Below are 26293 nucleotides of genomic sequence, written 5' to 3'. Positions count from 1 at the left end.
ATTTGATGTTTCCATGTTCAAGACTTTAATGGATAATTGTGACAGTGATCATTAAAAACAGTGCCTTGGAGCCTTTTGTGCTAAAGAAAACCATCACAGCCCTCACTTTATCAATGTCAGCTTGTGCAAATGCAAGCATGTACTTTGACCAACAACCTCTTGAACTTGAATACTCAGAAAACTGTGCTGATTCTTTATGTGCTTTCAATTCTCCGCTTTCTTATCAAGCACCTTCACCATTTTCAATGAGCCTTTCTGAGCAGCAGGACTTGCAAATTGATCAGCAACTTCCTCGCTATCTGACGGTATCTAGCGAAAAAGACGCTGAATACCTAAGACAACAAACCTATACCATTCTAGGGTTAAGTGTTGCGACAGTAGCACTTATGACACTTCTTCCTGAATCTATTACTAAATGGGATGCAGAAGACCGTAACCTTAGCGGCTTAGGACAGAAATGGAAAGACAATGTCTCATCTGGTCCAGTATGGGACAGAGATGAGCACTACTTAAACTACATCATGCACCCTTATTTTGGCGGCGTGTACTACACCGCAGCACGTCATGCTGGTTATAACGAATTTCAATCTTTCTTGTATTCGTTCACTATGTCTGCGTTCTTCTGGGAATACGGCGTAGAATCTTTTGCGGAAGTACCGTCCTATCAGGATCTCTTTATCACGCCGTTCTTTGGTGCGGTTGTAGGCGAAATCATGTTCGAGACTGAGCAAGAAATCGTCGCTAATGGCGGTGAAGTTCTAGGCTCTGAAACCGTGGGCGATATTAGCTTGTTCTTCCTGAACCCTGTTGGTCATATTCACGGCTGGGTGAGTAATGCTTGGGGTGGTTCAGCAGAACTTCAACTGCAAACGGACCCTTGGTATGGTAATAACGATGCAGCGAACTTTGCTCTAAGCTCAGGCGTACCTTATGACGATCAGTTTTACTCTTTGAACTTTAAAGTAACCTTCTAATCTCAATCCTTGATATTTAAAAGCGCTGTGTGGGCGCTTTTAAATACTTTCCCCCAACTCAATTCGGTAGCCAAGATCAATACACTCTTGGTATTCCTTTTCACCATTGAGTCGATTCATGATCTCTTTTGCTGCAATCAGACCGATTTTTTCACGTGGTGTCACTACTGTTGCTAACCTTGGTGTCATAGCTTGGCTAATATCGTGTCCATGAAAACCTGCGATAGAAATGTGGTTAGGAACAGAAATGTTACGCCTTACACACTCATAAAAAGCACCAATAGCTAAGTCATCATTGGTGCAAAAGATGCCGTCAACCTTAGGATATTTTTCAAGTGCATCGGCCAATAACTTTGCGCCTAAAGTAAACGATGAGGCCGCTTCGGTTTGTAGAGCCATAGGTTCTAAACCAACTTCATTCATCGCCTGATTATAACCAGACATTTTTTGGCGGGTACGTTCGTCCATTCGCGCCGCTAAATAGACAATCTGTTTGCATCCCTTTGCCAACATTGCTTTAGTCATATCTTTCGCTGCTGAGAAGTTGTCAAAACCCACCGCTTGTTCAATCCTTGGTGAAATCGAGTCCATAATTTCAACCACTGGAATAGACGCGGTTTGCAGCATTTTTTTCACTCGTTCTGTGTGAACATTTTCAGAAAGGATGATTCCGTCCACATTATAAGAGAGTAATGAAGCCACACTCTGCTCTTCCAGTTCAGAGCTATATCCGTAGTGCGCAAGCATGGTTTGGTAGCCAGCAGGACCAGTCACTTGCTCAATGCCTCGAATAACTTCGGCAAAGACTTGGTTGGTTAAAGACGGAACAAGAACACCAATTGCATGGCTTTTCGCATTCGATAAAATATCAGGAGCACGATTAGGGATATAACCCAGCTCTTCGACAGCTGCGAGCACTTTCTCTTGTACCGCTGGAGATACAGAGTTGGGATCACGTAGACAGCGACTGACTGTCATTTTAGTCACTCCGACTAAATTCGCTACATCCTGAAGCGTCGGGCGTTTTTTCTTACTTACCATAAATAATTATTCTCTTTGTTACTGGTAACATTGTACTCAAGAGGTCAATAGAGAAATAGGTTTAATCGCACTTATTTGTTTGACTCCGTTATCAAAAAAGCGTCCGAATAAAGGACGCTTATTAATTAACGGTGAGTTTCTAATCGAGTTTCACTTTCCCAAAGCAAATGAAACTTATCCGTAGACGGCTCATCCACCCGCGCATAAGTATGTGCACCGAAGTAGTCTCGCTGCGCTTGCAGCAAATTAGCCGGAGATTGTGAGCACGACAAAGCATCGTAGTAGTTCAATGCCGAAGTCATTGCTGGCATAGCAACACCGGATAATATTGCCTGAGCACTGCATGTTCTCCATCCTAATACTCGCTTGGAAAGCTGCTCAATGAAATCTTCGGCAAATAACAGATGCTCAAGTTCAGAATTCAGCTCATATACAGCGGAAATGTTTTGCAAGAATGCCGCACGGATAATGCAGCCAGAACGCCATATTTTCGCAATGTCTGAGAAATTGAGCTGCCAGCCCTCAAGCTCTGATTTACTCTTGAGTAAGTCAAAACCTTGGGCATAAGTGACTAATTTCGCGCAATACAAACCATCTTCTAGTGCTTTCAGAGCCTGTGTCTTGTCTTCTAAGCAAGTTTGTTTCACTGAAGGCAATATGGAAGAGGCTTTTACTCGACGCCCTTTATTAGCGCTTAATGCTCGGGCAAACACAGCCTGAGCGATCGTTGTCGCAGGGCTTCCCATCTGCAACGCATTGACCGCTGTCCAAAGCCCAGTACCTTTTTGCTCCGCGACATCCAGAATCATATCCACCAACGAATTGCCCGTTCTTGGATCGTGTTGCTTGAGTATGTCTGCACTGATTTCCATCAGATAACTATTAAGTGCACCTTGGTTCCAAACAGCAAATACTTCACCGATCTCGCAGGATGACATCTGCAAAACTTGGCGCATGTACTGATATGCTTCACAGATAATTTGCATATCGGCATATTCAATGCCGTTGTGCACCATCTTCACGTAATGCCCTGCTCCAGCCGGACCTAAATATGCAGCACATGCCTCGCCTGACTGATGAGAATCAATGGATAAACCGTTCGAATCGACTTTAGCGGCAATTGCAGTCCACATAGGTTCAACGTGCTTCCATGCGATAGGATCGCCACTTGCCATTAAAGATGGACCGTGACGGGCACCTTGTTCACCGCCAGACACCGCTGTGCTGAAAAAGCGTAAACGACCAGCGAACACTTCTTCTCTGCGTTCAGAGTCAGTCCACAGACTGTTGCCCGTATCGATAACAATATCTTGCTCTTCTAAGCCATTTTGCAGTAGTTGCTCGATGACTTGATCAACAACCTCGCCAGCAGGAACCGATAATGCAATCACTCTTGGCGATGCCAAAGAAGAAAGCAAATCTTTTAGATTCTGAGCAACTTTGAACTGTCCTTTATTCGGGGTCAATGAGAGTTCTTGAGCTTCTTTATCTGCTCGCAAACAGTGACTTTGGCTCAAGTCGAAGCCCACCACTGAAAACCCATGATCAACCAGATTAAGCGCAAGACTTTTTCCCATTACGCCTAACCCAACCATTGCAATCTGATAACTCAAGCGCTTTCTCCTTTACTACGAAGCCCTTGAAGCGCCTGTTCTAACACCTCTTCCATAGAGGAGGAAACATCAACAAAAATGGCTTCATCAGCTTCAGGCTCAATCAATGTATCAAACTGACTTTTCAACATCTTCTCACCGTGGAAATAGTGATTTGCGCGCTGTGACAAACGAGCCCAAATCGTGTCGTAGTCACCTTGCAAATAGACAATAGCTAAGTCCTGATTGTTGTTGCGTAGAATGTCTCTGTATTCGGGTTTCAAAGCAGAACAAGCGATCACCGCAGACTCATGCTCTAAAAACAGGCTATTCAAACGTTGCAGCCAACCAATACGGTCTTCATCAGTAAGAGGAATCCCTTGTCTCATCTTTTCTACACTCTGTTCAGAGTGGTAGTCATCACCATCAAAGAATTTCAGGTTCAATGCTTTTGCGATAGCGCTGCCAACCGAGCTCTTACCGCAACCTGAAACGCCCATAACCAATATTTTCTTTGGGTCCATTGAACACACTTCCCTAGACTACTCTCACCGTAGCCGCCTTACTAAATTCAATAAAATGGGTTGCTTTTATTTCCACCACATAGCGAGCTGCGGGAAAGCAATGACCAAACCCAGAACAAAAATTTGCATAAAGATAAATGGAATCAGTGACTGGAATATCTCACCTAAGCTGATTTCTTTTGGCGCTACCGATTTAAGGTAGAATGCCGCCGGACCAAATGGTGGTGATAAGAAAGAAACCTGCATGTTCAGACAGAACACGACACCAAACCAAATCGGGTCAAATCCTAGATTCGTGATAATAGGTACGAAAATTGGCATGGTTAGAAGTGCAACACCTACCCAGTCCAAGAACATACCTAGTACGAGCAGTATCACCATCATAATGAACAGTGTTGCGAATGCGCTGCCGCCAGAAAGCGTAAGAATGGTTTCTTCAACGAAGTCGATACCGCCCATCAGGTTGTATATGCCAACCAAAGCACTCGCACCGATACCAATCCAAATGATCATCCCACAGGTGCGCATTGTCGCCATCGCACTCTCTTGCAGCATCTTCCAGCTCATTTCTTTACGGATTACCGCGCTGATCATGATACCGACAACACCAAGAGCTGAAGCTTCAGTTACAGAAGCAACACCGGTGTAAATACTACCTAGAACCACTGCCACTGATAAAAGTGGGAAGAAAAGTGCTTTGAAGTAACTTGGCTTATTGTCGTCCTCGAATTCATCATCACTAAAATCAGGAGCCAGAGCAGGATTGATATAGCAACGAATCAACACATAAGCGATATAACAAGCCGCTAGAATAAATGCAGGGATAAATGACGCTTTAAACAGATCACCAATCGATACGCTTGCAGTCATACCATAGATGATAAGAACGATACTTGGTGGAAGCATGGTACCAAGAGCCCCACCCGCACACGTTGTACCAATAGCAAGCTTACGGTCATAACCTAAACGCAGCATTTGCGGTAGTGCCAAAATACCTAACAAAACGGTTTCACCACCGATAACACCAGACATTGATGCCAGTAAGACCGCTACCAATAGCGTTTGAACTGCTACACCACCGCGAACTTTACGCCCCACAGACTTCATTGCGTCAAACAGATCTTTCGCGATACCCGAGCGATCCAGCATGGCTGCCATTAATACGAACATCGGAATGGCTAAGAAAATGTAGTCCGATGCGAAGCTATACATACGGCTGGTGACCAAAGGAATAGCGTCAACACCAAACCAGCCTAGAGTAAATACGATAGCGACAAAACAAGTAACAAATGCTAGCTGCATACCGGTCAGCAATAAGCCGATCATCATGACCAGCATCAGCAAGCTGCCCCATTCAATACCAATAGAAGATAAATCAAACATCGTGTTTATTCCTTAAGGCTTGAATCTCTTGAATCATATGCAGAACAAACTGCACTACCAAAATGACCAAAGTGATAAAAATAACCGCTTTAAGCAGCGCAGGATAAGGCGGATTGAAAGCTGAACCAGATGTCTCTAAACGCATCTCTCCCCATGGTGCAAACCATGCGCTTTCTACCGTGATATATGAGGCATAAGCCATCATTAGTGCGAACGCCAAACCGACAATGTGGTGAACCATATTGAGATAGTGTTTAGCGCGTTTTGAAACATTGTCGTAGATAAGAACCACTCGAACGTGCTTGTTCGAAGCCATTGCATACACACCACCGAATACAAACAAACATCCGCCGATAAAGGCTGCTGTTTCATGTACCCACGTTGTTGGTGCATCAAAAACGTAGCGCATAACAACTTCGTAGAAAGAAATCGCAACAGTCAAAAGAAACAACAAGCTAAGGGTGTTTCCGATACGTATGATTGCTCGGTCTAATGCGTTCTTTGGCTGGTCATCAAGGTGTGATGTAGCCTGTAGCTTATTCTCGCTCATAACGAACTCTTTTAGTGAAATGAGAGAGGGCCTAAACACCCTCTCTAAATAAAGGAAGTACTTCGATTACAGTAGGTCGTTCTTCTCTAGGAACGTAGTCACTGATTGGTAAACTTTTTGTGCGTTAGGTGAACGTTCAGCAAATACTTTCCATTGCTCACGAGCGATGGCACGGAACTTCTTGCGCTCTTCATCAGACCAGTTGTGAATTGTGATGTTTGGATTCGCGTTCGCTTCTTTTACTGCAGCTTGGTCAGCAATTTTTAGCTGTGTCGTAATGTCATAAGAGAAATCACGTACAGATGTCTTGAGGATTTGTTGCAAATCTTCAGGCATCTTGTCCCATTTCTTCTGACTAATAGAGATATCGATCAACGGTAGAGAGTGGAAACCAGGTTGAACTGGGTGAGCCGCAACATCGTTCATACCCGCTTTTTGGTTCGTAGAAAATACTGTGTAGTCCGCTGCATCAATAACGCCTTTGCTAAGACCAGTGAAAACTTCTGAACCCGGTAGGTTAACTGGAGTTGCACCTGCTGCTGCAAAAACTTGCTGAACCAGGCCTTCAGGGGCACGTAGTTTCAGACCTTTCAGATCTGCAACACTATCAAGCGGCTTCTTAGAAACGAGAGATTCAACACCCGTAGTCGATGCACCAACAAACTTAACGCCGTAAGGTTTGTAAAGCTCAGTTAGAAGCTCGTTACCACCGCCGTAGTTCATGTATTGAAGAAGTTGAGTCGTGTCAGACCAAGCGCCAACCATATTACCTAATAGGCCGAATGCTGGATCTTGACCAGAAAAGAACTCTGTAGCAGTTACGTGTCCATCAAGAATACCCATTTTGATTGAGCTTAGAGTTTCTGTATGTTTTACCACTGCACCAACGGGTAACAAGTCAATGTCGATACGTCCACCAGACATTTTTTCAACGTTATCAGCCCATACTTGCTGAATTTGGAAATTGCGGTCACCCGATGGGTCAGAAGACTGAATTTTCAGTTTGAAATCAGCCGCCATCGCTGACATGGACACTAAGCCCGTCACAGCAGTAGCGATAAGCGTTCTCGTCATAGCTTTCATTTGTCTATCCTTATTTGCTTCACGTAAATACCGGATTATATTTTTATGTTACCGGTAACCTTGAGGTGACATGTTACCGGTAACTATCACTAAAAGTCTTTGCGGGCGATCACAGGATTTAAACATTAATTAACAAACCCTCTATTTTTATAAAAGAGTAATTAACAGGTTCGGTGGACATAAGCCTGAACAAATGTGCAGAGGGTTAAATAAATGAAATTATTAGAATATCGCGACATCAAAAAATTGACCTTGGTCAAGTCTTGAACACATATAACGCCTAAACTCAAAGAGAAAAGTGATTTTGTAATGATGTTCGGAGGCCGTATATGACTTGTACCTTTATTGTAAGTTTCGTAGGAAAAGCAACCCCCTCAACAATCAAATCTTTGGCCGCTGCGACAAATGAAAAAAGTGGTAAGTGGCTAATTAGCAAAGTGAATTTTATTGAAGATCAAGTTGCTGCTGTTATCAAAATTGAAATACCGGAAGAGAATGCAGATGTCGTCAAAGAAGCATTTTATGCCACACCTGATCTGCTGGTAAAAATTGTCGATGTAGCTGAGCACGTACAACTCGAAGATAAAATCTACCAACTTCGTATTGATTCTAACGACCGCTACGGCGTAGTTAACGAGATCACCCACGTTCTTGATGAACAAGAAGTGCAAATTCTGGATATGGATTGCCAACGCGTGTTTATCGCTGGCGGTGGTGGCGTGAGCTCTAGCTTATTTACAGCAAACTTAGCTGTACGTTTGCCTGTTGAACGTCAATTGAATGATGTGGTCAGCGAACTGGAATCTTTAAGCGAAGATACTCGTGTTATCGTTGAGTCGTAAACTGATTTGAATCATAAGATTAGCTAACTGATAAAACTAAGCTGCATAAAAAAACCACCCTTTCTCGTTTAAGAAATGGGTGGTTTTTTATTACTCGATAAGTCTTATTTAACAGACCATTGAGAAAGCGAACGTTTGAAGTCTTGGTAGCCAAACTCGTTCAGCTTTTGAATGTCGCCATTACTACGTTCACAGTAAACAGAAGGCATCTTCAAACCATTGAACCAGTTAAGCTTCACCATGGTGTAGCCAGCACTGTCCAAGATATGAAGCTTCTGGCCAATTTGCAATGGCTGATCAAACTTAGCAATACAGAATTGGTCACCTGCCAAACATGAACAGGAACCAATCACGTATTCATGCTCGCCAGATTCACTGGCTTCCAGTACTGAAGCAGGCTCATTGTAGATAAGTGTATCTAAACGGTGTGCTTCAGTCGCAGAGTCAACAATCGCCGTCTTCATGCCGTTTTCGACGATATCAACAACGGTAACCACAAGGTCAGTTGTCTTAGTGATTACCGCTTCGCCCGGCTCTAGGTATAGTTGCACGCCATGTTTTTCAGAGAAAGCTTTTAGAGCCAGGCCCAGTTTTTCAACGTCATAACCCGGCCATGTGAAGAATACGCCGCCGCCCATGCTCACCCAATCCAGTTTGTTTAGGTATTCACCAAAACGCTCTGAAATTGAATCAAGCAGGCCGATGAAGGCATCCACATCCTTGTTTTCACAGTTCATGTGGAACATTACACCATTGATGGTCTCGAATACCGAACCATCAATGTGATCAGCCTGAACACCTAGGCGAGAGAATTTACGTGCTGGGTTAGCAAGATCTTGACCTGCGTAGCTGACACCTGGGTTAAGGCGCAAACCGATTGACGCTTTGCCTTCCACAAGGTGACGGTGTGCAGAAAGTTGAGATTGAGAGTTGAAGATCATCTTGTCACAAATGTCTGCCACTTCTTTAACGTCATCTTCGCTGTAACCTACGCTGTATGCGTGAGTTTCACCGCCAAAAGTCTCATAGCCAAGTTTCACTTCAAATGGGCCTGAACTGGTTGTTCCATCTAAGTAAGGCTTAATAATGTCGAAAACGCCCCAAGTAGAAAAACACTTCAGCGCCAGTACCAGTTTGACACCTGAAATTTCTTTCAGACGTTTTGCAATTTCCAGATTGGCGATCAGTTTTGACTCATCAATCATAAAGTAAGGAGTTTTCAATTCACTCTTTTGCATCTTGTTTATTTCCCGCGTATTGCCTTAGCAACACTTCATCAATCGCAAAATGGAAAAAACAGCCATCACCTGAGTGACGGCTGTCTTCAACTATTAACTATCCATCTACCCTCTCATAAGAGGTGGATTATTTAAGGATATGAATCTCAGGCTGAGCTGGCTGAAGTTCAAGAACTTCCCAGTTCAGACCAATAGATGGCATAGTTTCTAGGAACGGATCCGGATTAAGCTGCTCCATGTTGAACACGCCTGAATCAGCCCATTCACCACGGAAGAATTGCAATGCAGCAGTAATCGCAGGAACACCAGTAGTGTAAGCAATTGCTTGATGCTCTACATCTTTGTAAGCCACTTCGTGGTCTGCATTGTTGTAGATAAATACACTGCGTTGCTCACCATTCTTCTTACCTTGAACCCAAGTACCGATACAGGTTAAACCAGTGTAACCCGGAGCCAAAGAGGTCGGGTCTGGTAACATGGCCTTCAGAACTTGTAGAGGTTGCACAACTGTACCGTCTTGCAGAGTTAACGGTTCAGGGCTTAGCAAACCAATGTCTCGCATGCAGTTGAAGTAGTTCAAGTAGCGGTCGCCGAAGCCCATCCAGAATTCAATGCGTTTTGCAGGAATGAATTCTTTTAGAGAACGAACTTCATCGTGTGCCATTGAGTACACTTTGAACGGACCACATTTTGGAAAATCAAATTCCAGCATACGTGTATGACAAGGAACTGTTTTCCACTCACCCTCTTCCCAATAGAAAGAATCACCTTGGATTTCAAGCATGTTCGTTTCTGGGTCGAAGTTGGTTGCGAACTTCTTACCGTGATCACCCGCGTTGATGTCCATAACGTCGATAGTGTCGATTTCATCGAACAGATGTTTCGCCGCATAGGCAGCAAACACACTCACTACGCCTGGATCAAAGCCAGCGCCAAGAATACCTGTGATACCTGCTTGTTTGAACTTTTCGCGGAAAGCCCATTGCGGATCATAAGCTTCTGGTACTTGTTGACCTTCAGAGCAAAGGTCAACAGCCACTGATGTATCTAAGTAAGATACTTTTGCCTGATAACACGCTTCCATAATTGGAACATTGACCCAAGGAGGACCGGCGTTAATCACTAAATCAGGCTTCACTTCTTCAATCAACGCAACTAATGACTCAATATCATCTGCGTTAACTGCACGAGCTTCTAGCTTCTTAGTCGAATCTTTTAAGTTATTTTTACCCTTAATCGATTCAATGATCTTCTCACACTTCCCGATAGAACGAGAAGCAATGGTAATATCACCCAGCACGTCGTTGTTTTGAGCTGCTTTATGCGCGACAACCCAACCAACACCGCCCGCACCAATCTGTAGAATTGACATTTATCCGTTACCTTTATTTCGCTAGCTCTGACGCTAGAGTTTCAATTTTAGCCAGTAGAGATTCGAAGTCCGAAATCTTCAAGCATGGGTTCAATATTGTGAATTTCAAGGCAGTTTTGCCATCCACAATGGTCTCGCCTAATACTGCGATACCACGTACCAGCGCTTCCATTCGAACTGCTTTATTAAGCTCATCGAAATCTTTCGCTTGGCTGTCTACTGCGCGGAATAACACGGTAGACAAAGATGGTTCAGCCAAAAGCTCGAAGGCTTTATGCTGACGAACCAAATCAGCCACTTGTAGAGTTTGGTCTAACAAATGGTCGTACATTGCGCCTAGTTGTTTAGGACCGACGTTTTGCATCGTCATAAACACTTTCAAGGCATCAAAGCGTTTTGTCGTAGAGATAGACTTATCAACCAAGTTTGGCAGAGTGTCATGCTCACGGTTCAAGTAGTCTGCATGGTGAAGCAGGTACTTGAAGTTGTTTTTATCGTTTAGAAGTAGCGCACCACAACTAATTGTTTGGAAGAACAATTTGTGGAAGTCTACGCTCACTGACTGAGCACGTTCTACGCCTTTCAAACGATCTTTATGGCTGCTTAGAATCAACGCGCCGCCGTATGCACCGTCTACGTGCATCCATAGGTCGTGTTTCTCTGCAACATCAGCAATCGTCGCTAAATCGTCGATAGCACCGTGGTCAGTCGTACCCGCAGTACCTACAACTGCAAATGGAATCAAACCTTCAGCTTTAGCTTGTTCAACCGCAGCTTCTAGTTTTGTTACATCCATAGTGCCGTTTGGAAGCGCGTCTACCGCAATAATCGCTTTCTCACCAAGACCCATCCAAGATGCTGATTTTTGTACTGTGAAGTGTGACTTCTTAGAACAAATGATACGTAGTTTGTCTGCGTAATCAGGTAGACCTAGCTTCTGGATAGAGTGACCGCTTAGTTTGTCCGCAATCCAGTCGCGAGCCAACATTAGACCCATCTGGTTACTTTGCGTACCACCGCTCGTTACGATACCGTCAGCTTTAGCACCTAGCTCGTACTTCTCACACATCCAATCAACCACTTTCTGCTCAACGAATGTTGCTGCAGAAGATTGGTCCCATGAATCCATTGATTGGTTTAGTGAACCAATAATGGTTTCTGCCACAACAGATGGCATCAATGGTGGTGTATGTAAGTGAGCAATACAATCAGGGTGTTGAACCATAATTGAGTTCTTAACCACTAGCTCTGCAGTGTCTGAAATCACTTCTTTTAGTGACGCGTTCTTGTTATCAAGATCTACAGCATAAATGGCTTCTTCCAACGCTTTTGGATTCATACCAGAATATGGCGCGTTCACTTCTTCAAATACCGCTTTCATTGCAGCAGTTGTGTGATTCATTACACGTGCAAATTCTGCGCTGCCCATTGAACCAGTGTGAATGAAGTGTTTCTTCCACTCTTGGTTGCTTGGCTCTGGGTCTTTATGACCGCCACCAGCAGCAAGAATTGCTTCTTCTAGAGTACGTAGTGCGAAGTCGATTTGTTCGAAAGAGATAATCAATGGCGGAAGGAAACGAATAACCGAACCGTCACGACCACCTTTCTCTACCATCAAACCACGCTCAAGAGCCGCACGTTGAATAGCTAGTGTTAGTTGCGGTGCAGATTTTGGCTCACCGAACTTGTTTAGTTCGCCGCTTGGATCTTGAATTTCAAGACCTAGCATCAAACCTTTACCACGTACTTCTGCAACGCAGTTTACGCGGCTTTGAATTTTCTCTAACCCCATGCGTAAATATTGGCCCGCAATGTTTGCGTGCTCTACAAGGTTATCACGAGTAATGATTTCTAAAGCTTTCGCGCCAGATACCATAGCTAGCTGGTTACCACGGAAAGTACCGGTGTGTTCACCTGGTTTCCATGTATCAAACTTCTTGTTGATAACCAGAATCGCCATTGGTAGACCGCCACCAATTGCTTTAGATAGACATAGTACGTCTGGAATAATTCCCGCTTCTTCAAACGCGAAGTTGTAGCCAGATTTACCTACACCACATTGGATCTCATCAAAGATCAATAGAATGCCGTGCTCATCACAGATACGACGTAGTTCACGTAGGAAATGTGCTGGAGCTGGGATAACACCACCTTCACCTTGAACTGGCTCTACGATAATCGCAGCAGGTTTCATGATGCCAGCTTCGTCGTCGTTAAGAAGACGTTCAATGTAACGAATGCTCGCTTTCGCACCTTCTTCACCACCTAGGCCAAACGGGCAACGTAGGCTGTATGGGAAAGGCATAAAGTGAACATCTGACATCAAACCAGTACGACGAGCTTTCGTGTTCAGGTTACCCATCATGCCCATAGTACCGTTAGTCATACCATGGTAAGCACCGCGGAACGCAAACATGGTGTTACGACCAGTGGTTTGCTTAGCAAGCTTAATCGCCGCTTCAACTGCGTCTGCACCAGATGGACCACAGAACTGAATAACACAGTCGTCACCAAGTTCAGAAGGAAGAAAACCTTTTACTGCTTTAATAAAGTCAGTTTTAGATTTTGTTGGAATATCCAGTGTTTGATATGGCAAACCAGAATCAAGCTGTTGCTTAAGCGCTTGGTTAATCTCTGGATGGTTGTAACCTAAAGCCAGAGTACCCGCACCCGCCAAACAATCTAGGAAGATTTGGCCACGTGTATCTTCTACTAAACAACCATAAGCTTGTTTAATAGCGATAGGTAGACGACGTGGGTAAGAACGAACTTCTGATTCATGCGCAGCTTGGTCAAGCAACACTTCATCCGGAGTCAGATCATACAATCCGTCTAGTACTGGAATTTGGTTAGACATAATGGTTGCGATAGTGTTATCGACTTCAAAGGCTGTACTCATCTTCATCACCTTGAAAAATAATAATTTCCGTTCATTTCCCGCACGTCAGTAAAAGAGAGAAATGACAAATAGCAAAAAATTCCGAATGCATTAAGCAAATACGGAATACGGGTCATCAGATTGATGACGATTAACTAAATCAGAGGTTCAAGGTTCTGTAATGCTGCTGTCTTGATAAACAGGGCATTCTGGAAGTACAAAGCTGATTCGTGGTTGTAGTTTAAATGAAATCAATGTTGGGTATCCCATTCACATGCTGTTCCCACAGCAAGAGTATCCCGTCTATCAGTAAAAGGACTTACTGATACCTACCCTACGTAATGTCACAATCAGCCTGAATGGTCATTACGCGTATCCCCCAGAAACTCTGTCTGAGATTGGGGCGGAAATTAACATAAAACGGTGGCTTTTTGCAATATGAAATCATGTGAAAATAATGCTCTTTATTACAAATCAAACACATAATATTGAGCAAATAATTGGTACTGGATACTAGATAAAGAAAAGCCCCTGCATAGCAAGGGCTTTGAAACAACGAGACACATATAAAGCTTATTCGCTCACTTTAGCGAGATCAGCTAACAAATCAGCTGCAACAAACTCTGTACCAACAGTGTATATATCTTCGATCACTATAGTTTGTTGCTCGTCTACTCCGTGATTCACTGTTATTACCACGTCATTATCACTTGTCGTCGCCTGTATAACATTACTACTTAACAATGCACCGATATCTGCATCAGTGGATTGATCAGTTAATATTGAACCTATCTCAATCGAGTCAGTACCTACAGTAAAGTTTTTAACTGTGTCAGTACTGTTATCTAAAGCGGAATCAAGCCATGTGAATATGTCTTCGCCCTCCGTTCCTTGAAGTGTTTCACCTCCAACTTGAGCATATATGCTACTATCAGACCCCGCACTAATCGTTACAGTATAGGGTTCACTAGTTAAATCATCTTCGTCAGCCAAATTATCTAACGAATCTACTACTACATACTCGAAACTATCCGATTCGCTAACAACACTTTCTACTCCAGAAAAATTAGTTACTACATAGTTAGAATGACCATCTGTGGTGAAGTCTATTTGGGTTATTGAATTGGAAATCGAACTATAAGTAACGCTATAAACCCCAGTATCTTCGTCATAAGCAACATTTTCACTATCTGTAGTATAAACAATTGAAACCGTCCCTCCATTTTCCAAAGTATACGTTACTGTTGCACCTTGGCCAGGGTTCAATCCACCTAAACCAAAAGTAACACTTTGTAATGGATTTTCATTTAGGTCAAAAGTAAGAATTTCATTGTTATTAATACCATTACCATCATCAATTCCTACTCCTATACCTTGATGATCATCAGGGCTACCCGGATTATCATGCAAAGTAATATAGCCTTTATTCGGTCCACCACCTGAATACTCAGTTGCTTTTAATGTAACGGACATCTCGTTGCCCAAATCAAGTAAAAAGCTATATTGACTCCCCCCACTAGGGATATTTACTTGAGAGAAATCGACACTAAATTCCCCCGAAAATTCAGGCTTATAGGTTATAGCATTAGGGTCTAAATATTGTGTTGGAAAAGCGTCCAATGGTTCGCCATTATAGTAAAGCGTTCCTGCACTAGGAGCACTTGTGATTACTATAAACAATTGATTGTCTCTGAATAAATCCTGATTTTCATCAAATGCTGTGTAAGGCTCACCATTTGACAACTGTTGCTGTGTAAAGAAGTCAACATCTTCATCTGAAATATGGTCACCAAATGTACCAATTCCAGTGTCAAAATTAATCTGAACTGGCTCTTCACTATTTAACGTAACTGTAAAATCTTCTCCTTTTGGAGCTTCATTAACATTACGCTCAAACAAATCGACAGTCGCATAGACTTTATCGCCATATGTTTCAGAACCTTCCTCACCAAATATTTCTCTTACAAAGACTGTTATTTGATGGTCATTATCACCATCTTCATAATTTGAATAATATTGGGCTCCGAGCGCAGTTAAACTAATTTCACCAGTCAAAGAATTGATTTGGTATAAATCAAACGTATTGTCTCCTACAGTCACCGACACATTATTTTCAATGCCGTAGTTTAAATTACCTGTATCAACATCATTAGCTTGAACTTGGCCAATAGCTACGCCTTCATCTTTGTTTTCGTCATAATAAAATTTATAAGTTGCTATTGCTGGACTTTCGCCATCATTCGTCGCCTCTGTAAAGTCATTACCTGGCAAATAATTATTTGGGTCATCAGATACGTCTGTTTCATCAGTGTAAGATGTATCAACAAAGGCTGGTGGCTCATTGACGTTCATTTCATTAAGTGTAACAGGCACCCTCACAGAAGGATTAACCCCATCAGATACCACAACGTAAACATGATGCTCGTTGTCTGGTCCATTTAAGTCTTCAAAGTCATTTGTATATGCAGCAGCGCCTTCAGCTGTTAAATAGATTTCACCTGTTTCTTCATCGATAGTGAAATAATTAATATCATTTGGGTGATCGGGGTCTGCCTCAAGTGAAAAAGCAAGCGAGCCACCACCATCAGGAAAATCAGGGTCAAAAGCTTTTACCTGTCCCAAAACAGTTGGATTTTCGCCTTCAATACCGATGCTATTTTCAAAATAGCTTATGTTGTACGCTTCTACCTGACCATCTTCATCGTCATCTACAGATGTATCGTGTGTATCTTCATCATCTAAACCGTCGTCAATAAAATAAGGCGATTGATCTACATCTAATGCCGCAGCACTTACAACAGGAGCGATAGGTGCAAGGGCTTGCGCAACGACTAAGTCAATAGCCAAACTTTGTGTTTGGGAGAGAGCAGGATCTTGGAGACCATGAGTATCAAATGCTGTTTGAGCGAGCACCTCAGCAAGCGTCATATCAATGGTACCCGTGTCAGTAGGGCTGGAACCATTTGCTCCACCAGCGGCGGTTGCTTGATCAGGATTTAATGTAGGGTCAACACCTTGCTCTAATTGCGCGAGTATTTGAGCGACCTCATCATCGAGGTTGAGCTGAGTCGGTTGATTGTCTGGTTGAATTAACTGAGCTTGAACCTGTGGATCTGGCCCGTCACTAACCGTCATCACCACCTCACCGGGAGCAGGTGCAGCGCCAGCGGTAAGTTCTCGAATTTGACCTTGCCTATCAATGACCAAAGTTACGTTAGCTAACATAAATTGGCTGAGTGTACGTGCATTCATGAGCCTATTCCCTATGAGCGTGTCAATAACACGTATGCACACCGTCTCTTACACTACAACTTGTACGAATGTTCACACGCCACTGCGTGAGCAGTTTTCATACTTAAACATTAGTAATAGCTAATTGGACATTCAACTGATTTAGTAGAGTCAAGGCTCAAACATCAACTAAGGTTTCAATAAATAAGGAAAATAATCATTGGTACTTTTTTGAACTAAACTCTCAAAATCCTAATTTATAAACTAAGCTTGCATAAACTAAGGCATGGCCTTTTTATCGCTCGCCCCAAAAAATGAAGTATCTCAATGGTCGAGTAAGAGATAATTCCACATTAAGGAGCTTCATAGTGAAACGGAAACTTTCATTCTTAACAGGATGTTTGCTACTGGCTTCCACCTCTGCTTACGCGCAAACATTAGAGCAAGCAGTCGCCATAGCATTGGCAAATAATCCCGATATAAAAGCTAGCTATAACCAATACGTCAGTACCGTTAATGACAGCAAAGCGTCAGGTGGTAAGTACCTTCCTACTATTGATTTGGACGCAGGCATTGGCTACGAAGGTATTCGCCCAGCTTCAACGAGCGGGCGTGACGATACCGACCTCACTCGAAAAGAAGCAAGTATTATTCTCAACCAGCTTTTGTGGGATGGTAATGGCACATTAAACGATATGGATAGAACGGCCGCTGAAGCAGAGTCCACGAGGTTTCAACTATTAGATGACGCATCGAATTTGGCTCTTCAAGTTACCGATGTCTATCTCAATGCAGTAAAAGCTACAGAGATTCTGGCTCTTTCTGAAAGCAATTTATCTGTACACGTTGATATTTACCGAGACATTAAAAAACGAGTTGACTCGGGGGTAGGTTCAACAGCAGATTTAACTCAGGTAGAGGCTCGTATTGCAAAGGCACAAGGTAACCTACTGGCGGCTCAGAACAACCTTTTTGATACTCATACCCAGTTTCGCCGACTTGTAGGACAAGAACCTCTTGGGTTGATTTACCCTAGAGCAGATGAGTCCAAAATTCCTTTATCGCTTACCGATGCGTTAGTTGAGGCATTTGATAAACACCCTGTAATCAAAATCGCTAAAACAGATGTAGATGCAGCGCGTTTCCAATATAAACAATCAAAAGCACCTTACTACCCAACGTTTTCCATCGAAGCTCGTCAAACATGGCGTGACGATGCTGGCGGTTATGAAGGAAATGCCGATGAAACTGTTGCAATGCTGCGCATGAGATACAATTTGTATAACGGTGGTAGCGATAGTGATCGCAGTGAAAGCTCTGCTTACCAATTAAATAAGGCAAAAGACTTAAGAGACAGCGCTTATCGTCAAATTGAAGAAAGCTTGCGCTTATCTTGGAGTGCTCTCGACTTAACACTTCAACAGAAAAACTTCTTAGCTGACCATGTTGACTCATCTGCACAAACCGTCATTGCTTATGAAAAGCAATATGGTATTGGTCAACGTACCTTGCTTGATTTGTTAAACACCGAAAACGAGTTATTTGAAGCTCGTAAAGAGTATCTAGATGCTCACTATGCCGAGCAATACGCTAAATATCGTGTAATGAACGCGACAGGAGTATTAATCGATGCACTTCTGGTTGATGTTCCTGAAGAATGGACCAAGGAAGTGGAGTATTAATTATGAAGATGAACATTCTGTCACTAGCAATACTCGCTGGCCTTACCTTATCAACGTCGGTATACAGTTCTGAAGAGTACGAATACATGGCAACACCGACTGCCAACCAAATTGCCGATTTACAAGATGACGACCAAGATGGCGTGGTGAATGGTCGAGATATCTGCCCAGGAACCCCTGCGGGATCAGAAGTAGACAATGATGGCTGCGGCGAAGTAAGACGAGACCAAGATGAGCGTCAGCTACGTATATTGTTTGCCAATGATTCCTATGAAATTAATCCTGTATTCGGGAACCAAATACAAACCATGGCCGATTTTTTAAAAACGTACAAATCAGCCTCTATAGAAATTCAAGGTTACACCAGTAAAGTAGGGTCAGATGAATACAACTTGGAATTATCTAAGAAACGAGCCGAAGCAGTAGAACAAAAATTGCTTTCGTACGATATCAGCCCAGATCGAGTCAGAATTATTGGCTATGGTGAAAGCCGCTTAGAAAATCCTGGAGATGACCCAGCAGCGCATGCGGTAAACCGAAAAGTAACAGCGACCGTGGTTGGTCTAAAAGAAAAAGTGGTTGAAGAGTGGACCATATTTTCTACTTTAGAAAAACGTTAGTGTAGCTCTACTTATAAAAAGCCCCTCAGGTGTATACATCTGAGGGGCTTTTTGTTTTCACAAACCACTTTTATTTTAAACGCCGATTAGCCTGCTTTTTTCTTAGGCAATGATGTACTTAACAGGAAGTAACCAACAACAGCAGCCAAAGTTGAACCCATCAAGATACCAAGACGAGCATAGGTATCGAAATGCTCGAAATCAGCACCAAACGCCAACGATGAAATGAATATCGACATAGTAAAACCGATACCACACAGCACAGATACGGCGAAGATATGCTTCATATCAATACCTTCAGGCAATTTCGCAATACCCAGTTTTACAGCAACCCAGCTGAAGCTAAAAATACCTAACGGCTTACCAATAAACAAACCTAACGCTACACCTAGCGGCAGAGCTTGAGTCAAACCACTCAACGAAACACCTTCAAGAGATATACCCGCGTTAGCAAATGCGAACAGAGGCAAAATACCGAAAGCTACGTATGAATGGAGGCCATGTTCTAAGTGCTTAAGCGGTGAATGTTCTTTGTCATTTCCTTTCAATGGAATAGAGAAACCAATCACTACACCGGCTAATGTTGCGTGAACACCGGACTTTAGAACCGCTACCCAAAGAATAAAACCAATGATTAAGTATGCACTAATCTTAGTCACATGCTTCGCGTTCATAATGAACAATATCGCCGTCATCAGAAAACCTACAGCCAATGCCATCGTAGACAAGTCACCGCTGTAAAACAGTGCAATAATCACGACGACACCCAAGTCATCAATGATTGCCAAAGCAAGCAAAAATACTTTCAAACTGATTGGGACACGGCTGCCTAGTAACGCCATGATACCCAAAGCAAATGCGATATCCGTTGCAGCAGGAATAGCCCAGCCTTGGATCGCCGTTTCATTTGAAATATTAAACATCACATAAACAAGCGCAGGGGCAAGCATACCACCCACAGCCGCAATTGCCGGAAAAATAGCCGTTTCACGCGATTTCAAAGCGCCCTCAAGCAACTCGCGTTTTACCTCAAGACCAATCAACAGGAAGAAGATAGCCATCAAGCCATCATTGATCCAGTGTGAAACAGACATACCCAAAATGTATGTGTGAAGACCCGCTTGGTAGAACTCATTAAGCGGAGAATTGGCAATTACCATAGCTACAGCTGCTGCAATTACCAGAATTATGCCACCAGCAGACTCCATTTTTAGAAAGTCGCGAATGATATCAGTCATTTATCGTCCTTATAATTTCGTTATGTCGATACATGAATCAGAACAGATGCACAGGAGTTTAGTGCTTTCGAGCATTTTTGAACAATCGCTTGTAATGACCCAAAACCTCGGTTTTTCCGAAACAAATGAACATTTAGCACACATATTCCGTATTAATTGCTATTTGGTAAGTATAGGAAAGAATTAATGGTCTAAACAATGTTAGTTATTGAAATTTCTCACCTCCAGATACAGAAAAAGGAGCATTAGCTCCTTTTCAATCGTCATTTTTACATAACAGCTAATAACCTGTTAACTGCATATATCCGTGAGCAATGTCTGAACCGGTGGTATTTATTGCCCCTTCCCAGTAAGGAACGATGAAAGGCAACCAAGATTGTTTGTTCACTGCCGCTGTCTTCAGGTCAATATTGTATCTGGGCACCATGATACGCCACTCCAAAGGTAGTACTCTACCACCCTCTATTACTGTTTTGTTGAGGGGCAGAATAACAATATCTTTGCTATCCAAAACGATGTTTTTTTCTTTTGAAGATAGCGTACCAAACAAATATGGTAGCTCTTCGTCATGTCGGTAACGGTTTACTGACAAAGTTGTGTCGTCGTCCAGCTTTAAGACAAACTTATCCCAACCTTGCTGTTTGCTCGACATCAAACCACTGCCCCACTCTTTGCTCATGAAAGCAGTGCCTTCAACGGCTATCGGATCAGTCTCTTTCGTCAATCTCAATTGACCATAAACCCTAAGAAACGGAGCCTGCAGGTTGTAAGTCGCTGTAGGTTCTGTTTCGTGTTTTCTTTGAAAACCTTGGTCTCCGGGTAATACGTACGGACCATCCAAATCACTGTATAGCGATAAAGTGAAAGTATCTGCTTTCACATCAAGATGTCCGGGGAAAGGATTTCTACCCAGAGATCGCCATGTCCAGTCATCAATCCACATACGCAATGGCAAAGCACTCACTCCGGCTTGGCCAATACCACCCCGGGCAATCCGTTGCTCTCGCCAAATCTTTCTGTCTGTCGATATCACTACCGAAGAAAAATAAACCTGTGAGTTTAACCAACCAAGTTCCTCAACACGCTTGTCATGAGCAATACGAAAATAGCTCCACTGCACAGAATAAAGGTGTCCTTTTTTGTCACGGACGTTAGCAAAATAATGGAACCACTCATGCTGATACTGCGGATGAAAAGACGAATCCGCTGGTAAAACGACAGGATTATTCGGTAATACTGGCGAGAAAGCATGCTTCACATCCGCAGATAAAAGCGAGCTTAACTCACGGTTTGGTTTCACATCTTCTTCAAATTTGTAATCGCGAAAAACAATACTCGCTACGGAAACCGTTGCTGCAAGGATTAAGAAACCAATCAAGTATTTGAGGCTGACTCGAACTTTCATTACAGAGCATCCCTTAATGACTTCATTGGTGATTTACGAAGTAAACGGATAATAGGCAAAGCACCAGCGACGATAAGCGCTAGCATAGAAAGGATGGCCGTTTTCACATAAGTCATAGGTAAAACTATCAGTTCCATTGTCCAACCGAAAGAGTGACGGATCACCACATCGACAACCAATTTCGCTAGACCTAAACCTAGTGGCATCGCAATCAGCATCGATATCAAACCAAAAACAAACAGCTGTAACGCCCCTAAGCCAACTAATTCTTTTCCAGACACACCTAAACAGCGCAGCAACGCAATGTGTTTCTGACGAGAAAGCTCACCCGCCAATGTTGCAAAGAAGATACCGCATACAGCGATAAGCAAAGTAATGTTGCCTAAGGTATCGGCAATCACAAACGTACGGTCAAAAACGCGCATTGCCTGACGATGAATCCCGTTGTTATCCATCACGCGCTCAGCATCAAGGTGGAAAGCAGAATGCAAGTGACTGTTCAGTTTTTCGCTATCTGCACTGTCATTTAATACAATAGCCAAAGCAACATCACCACTTCCAACAAAAGCGTGTAACCAGTTCGAATGTGACATCATGATTTGGTTGTAAGGATTTCCGTAATCGTAGTACACCCCTACAATTTGCCAGCCTGTACCAAGAGGTTCAGAGAGTTCTACCGTATCACCTGGTTTCAGATTCAGTTTGATGGCCATCGATTCGCTGATCATAATCCCTTTTGAGTGATGCAAATAGTACCAGTAGTTAGGGACACCCAGTTTCACCGTCAGTGAATTCGCCTCGCCTTCTGAATTACCAGTGCTCACGACTTGCAACGTACCTTTGTTGGAAGGAAGCTCTCTCTCCCAACGCCACCATACCTCTTTCACTTCTGGCTGATTACTTAACCAGCCACTGATCATAGAAGCAGAGCTGTTGGTCGGATACAGATACATGTCTGCAGCTAAGCGCTGATTAAGCCACTTATCAGTGGTATCTCGGAAGCTGCCCACCATAGTAACCACACCAATATTGGCTGCCATTGCAATCATAAATGCCATGGTAGCAACACCACGATAGCTCATACTTGCCGCGGCATCGGCAAAGAACCAGCGAGCTTTTACCCAACGTAAACTGTAGGAAAAGCTATTAAACAGCTTCCAAATAACGAATGGAGTAAACAGGGCTGCACTGAGTAACATTAAAGCAATAATCGTATAGCCCGATGATTGTGTTTTTGGTGCTTGATAAATAGCTATGGCTGCGACTGCTAGTGCGCCTCCAATAAAGGCCTGAATACTGAACTCTGAACCGGCAAATCTTGCAAGTGACAATCGAGTACTTAAACGAATAGGCTGAGATTTCAGTAAGCGCACCAACGGCCAAGCACATGAGGCGAAAGCACCACACACAGCCATAAGCAAGCTGTAACTGCTCCACTCCCAGTCCCACTGAATCGAAAGGCCTACATTCGCGTTGTACAAATCAGCCAGACTGACAGACACGGAAGGAATTAGCTTATTTGCCAACAAGAGACCTAAGCCGTTGCCGCAAACCCAGCTTACAAACACTAACGCAAAGAGTTCAAGCATCAGAGCTTGCGCGAGTTGCCAACCATTCACGCCTGTTTGGCGTAACATACCAACCAAGCGCTGACGCTGTATAAGCGAAAGAGACATCGCTTGGTAGAAGATAAACAATCCGACCAAGAAAGATAGCATGCCCATCGCCGTTAGATTCATGTGGAAAGCTTTAGTAAGAGATTCCAATTCTGAACGTGTACTGCGAACCAATATCATGCCATTTGGCAAACTAGCTGCTAGTTTTTCAAGTTTTTCTTCAGGCATCGAGCCACAGGCAATAACAGAAAAACCGGAGCTTTTCTTCAGCTGTCTAACCAAAGACATATCCGCGACTAAACGAGTACCACTCACCATCCCATGACGGTCAATAAGCAACGGCCCCAGCTGTTCACCATTACTGAGCTGAATCATATCGCCATCGTCCCAGCTTTGGTGAGCAGCGAGCTCCTGCCCAACCATAACCGGATAAGGAGGTTGCATCAATTTTAAGGCGCTGATTTCACTCAGTGTTTTCTTACCCATTACGGGAACAATAGCCAATGGGTCAATGCCAAGCAATGTCACGTCCGTACCGAGCTTTGTTGTAAAGCGGTAGCTGTCCAAAGGCACACACTGATGAAAACCATCACGACGTAACTGGATATAAAAACCCTGGGGAATTTTATTGGCGACTTGTTTAGTACGAATGCGGTAAGGCAAAGGGTTGGCAAAAAGCTTTTCACCACTTTCATAACTTTGACGAGCGTGTTGGTTAATCGCAGTAACACCAACAAGAAGAGAAATACCAAGAGTAAGACCAAACCAGACGAGAATGATCTGCAGAGGATAGCGACGATAGTGACCGAGTAGTGCTTTAACTACGGGCCATAACATGAAGGTGTCCTCCTTGAAGACGAATACATCCTTCCATATGCTTTGCGACTTTCTCACTGTGGGTTACAAGGAACAGCGTACATTTAAGCTGTCTTGCCAGTGTCGTCAGAAGTCTCATTACCGCTTCTGCGTTACGTTCATCTAAGCTACCTGTAGGTTCATCAGCTAGCAGAATTTTTGGTTCCATATATAGAGCACGTGCAATAGCAGCCCTTTGCTGCTGGCCGCCCGAAGCCTCTTCAGGATATCGACCTAACAGTGGCATTAGATCAAGCGCAGAAATGATCTGACGCCATAATCCAGTATCTTCAGGCAAGCCCTTTAGCTGACGGCAAAAACGAATGTTATCGGCAATATTTAGCGTAGGAAGGAGGTTAAACTGCTGGAAAATATGACCGATGTTGTTACGACGATAAGCCGTTCTTTGGAATTCTGAAGTATTGTGCATCGCGAAATCTGGGAACCAAATTTCACCGGAGTCTACAACATCTAAGCCAGCAATAAGGTTTAACAGCGTACTTTTACCAGAACCGCTTTCTCCCATTAGAGCCAGTTGATCGCCTTGATGAATCGTCAGTTCAGCGCCCTGCAGCACAGGATGGAATTCACCACCATCTAGATATCCTTTGCTCAGGTTTACCAGCTGTAACATCAATCATCACCGTAGACTAAAATTGGACTCAGAATCTACACTAATTCCTTTTCAGTAGGAAGTATTTTGCAGCGTACTTACACCGAGTTGTTGCAAAATGCAGCAACTCGGTAGACAAAATTCAACTTCCGATTAAATTTCGCATCCACTTCTTACTTCTTATGCGATAAAAGCACCCAACCCACTTCACGACCTCTTCACTTAAAAACAACAAGTAGATCCATTCAGGGCTGGCATTAAGGTAGAGCGCGGCGAAAGCAGCAAGCGGAATTCCAACAACCCATTGGGCAATTAAATCCTGACCTAAGCAGAATTTCACATCCCCGCCGGCTCGCAATACACCGACAATCGCCACCATAGGAATTGAACGAAGTACGATACCCAAACTCAATATCAGCATAAATTCTTCAACAAGAATTCTCGTCTCTTCCGTTAGAGCACTAAACGAATTGAGAATCGGAATTTGCAGAAGATACAACAAGCCAGACATAAAAATCGCGGTGATAAAGTTAGCACCAATTACACCAATAGCTTGGTAGTAAACCGCTTCATAATTTCGCGCGCCAAGCTGGTTACCGATTAATACTGCAGCCGCGTTAGACAGTCCTATCAGCAAACTCAGTGAAATCGATTCAACTGGAGTCATGACAGATAACGCAGCCAAACCTTGCACACCAGTTTGCCCCATGATCGCGTGATAAACGAATAATCCACCAGACCATACAAGGAAATTGAACGTAGTTGGCAACGATAATTTTAAAAATCGAACCACATTGCTTAGCTCGACCACTTTGCTAAGGTCTTCATAGCGGAACGCCAGTAGGTGTTTCTTGCTGTAAAGGTAACCATAGAGGCACGCGACTTCTATTGCTCCACTTAGCACCGTCGCAATAGCCGCACCCTTAATACCCAAAGCCGGAACACCTAATTTTCCGAAGATGAAAACCCAGTTCAACAATACGTTAGAACCGATACCAATCGCACTAAAGAAGGTACTGATCCCCGGTTTGTGCATCGCTCGAAGCCCGACAGCCATACTGTTGGCGCTGGCAATGGCAAACATACTTACGGATGTAATCACCAAGTACTGGCTGCCAAGTTCATTGACCATTTCTGAATCTGTCGTCAACGCCATAATGTCGTGCGGGAAGATGACAAACAGGACAACCGTAAACAAAGCAAATATCATCGACATTAGCCACGTCAAAGCTGTACTGCTTCTCAACCCGTCTCGATCTCCTGCCCCCCAGAACTGCGCAGAAAGCAATGCGCCACCCGCTGAAATACCAACAAGCATAATGGTTGAAACAAATGTAGCTCGCGCAGCAACGCCAACGGCAGCAATTTCAGCCTCGCCTAACTGACCAAGCATTAATACATCGACCAATCCACGGCTCGATAGCAGCAACATTTGTAAGCTGATAGGAAGCGCAATCGCAATTAAGCGACGCAAGAAATCTCCTTTTGTATGGAGCAGAACTTGGGATAACAGAGACAAACGACACCCCTAGAGACAAAGGATTGATAGAAAGAGA

At 43.4% G+C, this 26293-nt stretch carries 19 protein-coding genes; 4 read left to right on the top strand and 15 right to left on the bottom strand.

What is annotated here, in order from left to right; all coding sequences use genetic code 11:
• Positions 1 to 38 precede the first annotated feature (38 nt).
• The gene (locus ACRQQK_RS08610; RefSeq protein WP_457510981.1) at positions 39 to 974 is read left to right on the top strand and encodes a DUF3943 domain-containing protein; all 936 of its coding nucleotides are present in this window, start codon (positions 39 to 41) and stop codon (positions 972 to 974) included.
• A gap of 39 nt (positions 975 to 1013) precedes the next feature.
• On the opposite strand, the gene gntR is transcribed toward ACRQQK_RS08610, so the two are convergent.
• The 6 genes from gntR to ACRQQK_RS08580 form a co-directional block, all read right to left on the bottom strand.
• Entirely contained in the window at positions 1014 to 2015 is a 1002-nt protein-coding gene (gntR, locus tag ACRQQK_RS08605; RefSeq protein ID WP_457510979.1) for a gluconate operon transcriptional repressor GntR, read from the bottom strand.
• 125 nt (positions 2016 to 2140) lie between these two features.
• Complete coding sequence (gene gndA, locus ACRQQK_RS08600; protein ID WP_457511108.1) at positions 2141 to 3610, bottom strand: NADP-dependent phosphogluconate dehydrogenase; 1470 nt, start codon at positions 3608 to 3610, stop codon at positions 2141 to 2143.
• Positions 3611 to 3624: 14 nt separating this feature from the next.
• Positions 3625 to 4131, bottom strand: coding sequence for a gluconokinase (locus tag ACRQQK_RS08595; protein ID WP_457510978.1), 507 nt, complete (start codon positions 4129 to 4131; stop codon positions 3625 to 3627).
• Positions 4132 to 4197: 66 nt separating this feature from the next.
• Positions 4198 to 5514 (bottom strand): TRAP transporter large permease, encoded by a 1317-nt coding sequence (locus ACRQQK_RS08590; protein WP_457510976.1) that lies wholly within the window; start codon positions 5512 to 5514, stop codon positions 4198 to 4200.
• A complete protein-coding gene (locus ACRQQK_RS08585; RefSeq protein WP_337163536.1) occupies positions 5507 to 6064 on the bottom strand; it encodes a TRAP transporter small permease subunit in 558 nt (185 codons plus the stop codon). The genes ACRQQK_RS08590 and ACRQQK_RS08585 overlap by 8 nt, the downstream gene beginning before the upstream one ends.
• 66 nt (positions 6065 to 6130) lie before the next feature.
• Positions 6131 to 7147 (bottom strand): TRAP transporter substrate-binding protein, encoded by a 1017-nt coding sequence (locus ACRQQK_RS08580; RefSeq protein ID WP_457510973.1) that lies wholly within the window; start codon positions 7145 to 7147, stop codon positions 6131 to 6133.
• A gap of 329 nt (positions 7148 to 7476) precedes the next feature.
• Here ACRQQK_RS08580 and ACRQQK_RS08575 point away from each other — a divergent pair, with 329 nt between their 5' ends.
• Positions 7477 to 7989, top strand: a complete 513-nt coding sequence (locus ACRQQK_RS08575; protein ID WP_042487752.1) for a glycine cleavage system protein R — start codon at positions 7477 to 7479, stop codon at positions 7987 to 7989.
• Between the two features lie 104 nt (positions 7990 to 8093).
• On the opposite strand, the gene nspC is transcribed toward ACRQQK_RS08575, so the two are convergent.
• From nspC to ACRQQK_RS08555, 4 genes are all read right to left on the bottom strand, one after another.
• Positions 8094 to 9227, bottom strand: a complete 1134-nt coding sequence (nspC, locus tag ACRQQK_RS08570; RefSeq protein ID WP_457510971.1) for a carboxynorspermidine decarboxylase — start codon at positions 9225 to 9227, stop codon at positions 8094 to 8096.
• 127 nt (positions 9228 to 9354) lie between these two features.
• Positions 9355 to 10599 carry a carboxynorspermidine synthase gene (locus ACRQQK_RS08565; RefSeq protein WP_102963360.1) on the bottom strand — a complete coding sequence of 415 codons (1245 nt, stop codon included), beginning with the start codon at positions 10597 to 10599 and terminating at the stop codon, positions 9355 to 9357.
• Positions 10600 to 10612: 13 nt separating this feature from the next.
• Positions 10613 to 13498 (bottom strand): diaminobutyrate--2-oxoglutarate transaminase family protein, encoded by a 2886-nt coding sequence (locus ACRQQK_RS08560; protein ID WP_457510969.1) that lies wholly within the window; start codon positions 13496 to 13498, stop codon positions 10613 to 10615.
• A gap of 552 nt (positions 13499 to 14050) precedes the next feature.
• Complete coding sequence (locus ACRQQK_RS08555) at positions 14051 to 16729, bottom strand: hypothetical protein (protein WP_457510967.1); 2679 nt, start codon at positions 16727 to 16729, stop codon at positions 14051 to 14053.
• A gap of 347 nt (positions 16730 to 17076) precedes the next feature.
• Between ACRQQK_RS08555 and ACRQQK_RS08550 the strand changes: the two genes are divergently transcribed.
• Together ACRQQK_RS08550 and ACRQQK_RS08545 are read left to right on the top strand one after the other, a co-directional pair.
• A complete protein-coding gene (locus tag ACRQQK_RS08550; RefSeq protein WP_457510965.1) occupies positions 17077 to 18390 on the top strand; it encodes a TolC family outer membrane protein in 1314 nt (437 codons plus the stop codon).
• Positions 18366 to 19010, top strand: a complete 645-nt coding sequence (locus ACRQQK_RS08545) for an OmpA family protein (protein ID WP_457510963.1) — start codon at positions 18366 to 18368, stop codon at positions 19008 to 19010. Before ACRQQK_RS08550 ends, ACRQQK_RS08545 begins: the two co-directional genes overlap by 25 nt.
• 86 nt (positions 19011 to 19096) lie before the next feature.
• On the opposite strand, the gene nhaA is transcribed toward ACRQQK_RS08545, so the two are convergent.
• The 5 genes from nhaA to ACRQQK_RS08520 form a co-directional block, all read right to left on the bottom strand.
• The gene (nhaA, locus tag ACRQQK_RS08540) at positions 19097 to 20248 is read right to left on the bottom strand and encodes a Na+/H+ antiporter NhaA (RefSeq protein ID WP_457510961.1); all 1152 of its coding nucleotides are present in this window, start codon (positions 20246 to 20248) and stop codon (positions 19097 to 19099) included.
• A gap of 280 nt (positions 20249 to 20528) precedes the next feature.
• Complete coding sequence (locus ACRQQK_RS08535) at positions 20529 to 21653, bottom strand: lipocalin-like domain-containing protein (protein ID WP_457510959.1); 1125 nt, start codon at positions 21651 to 21653, stop codon at positions 20529 to 20531.
• Entirely contained in the window at positions 21653 to 24106 is a 2454-nt protein-coding gene (locus ACRQQK_RS08530; protein ID WP_457510957.1) for an ABC transporter permease, read from the bottom strand. The genes ACRQQK_RS08535 and ACRQQK_RS08530 overlap by 1 nt, the downstream gene beginning before the upstream one ends.
• Positions 24087 to 24758, bottom strand: a complete 672-nt coding sequence (locus ACRQQK_RS08525; protein ID WP_457510956.1) for an ABC transporter ATP-binding protein — start codon at positions 24756 to 24758, stop codon at positions 24087 to 24089. The genes ACRQQK_RS08530 and ACRQQK_RS08525 overlap by 20 nt, the downstream gene beginning before the upstream one ends.
• Before the next feature lie 121 nt (positions 24759 to 24879).
• Positions 24880 to 26256, bottom strand: coding sequence for an MATE family efflux transporter (locus ACRQQK_RS08520; protein ID WP_457510954.1), 1377 nt, complete (start codon positions 26254 to 26256; stop codon positions 24880 to 24882).
• Positions 26257 to 26293 lie beyond the last annotated feature (37 nt).

Source organism: Vibrio sp. C8 (assembly GCF_054051265.1).
This window is presented reverse-complemented; position numbering and strand designations above follow the sequence as displayed.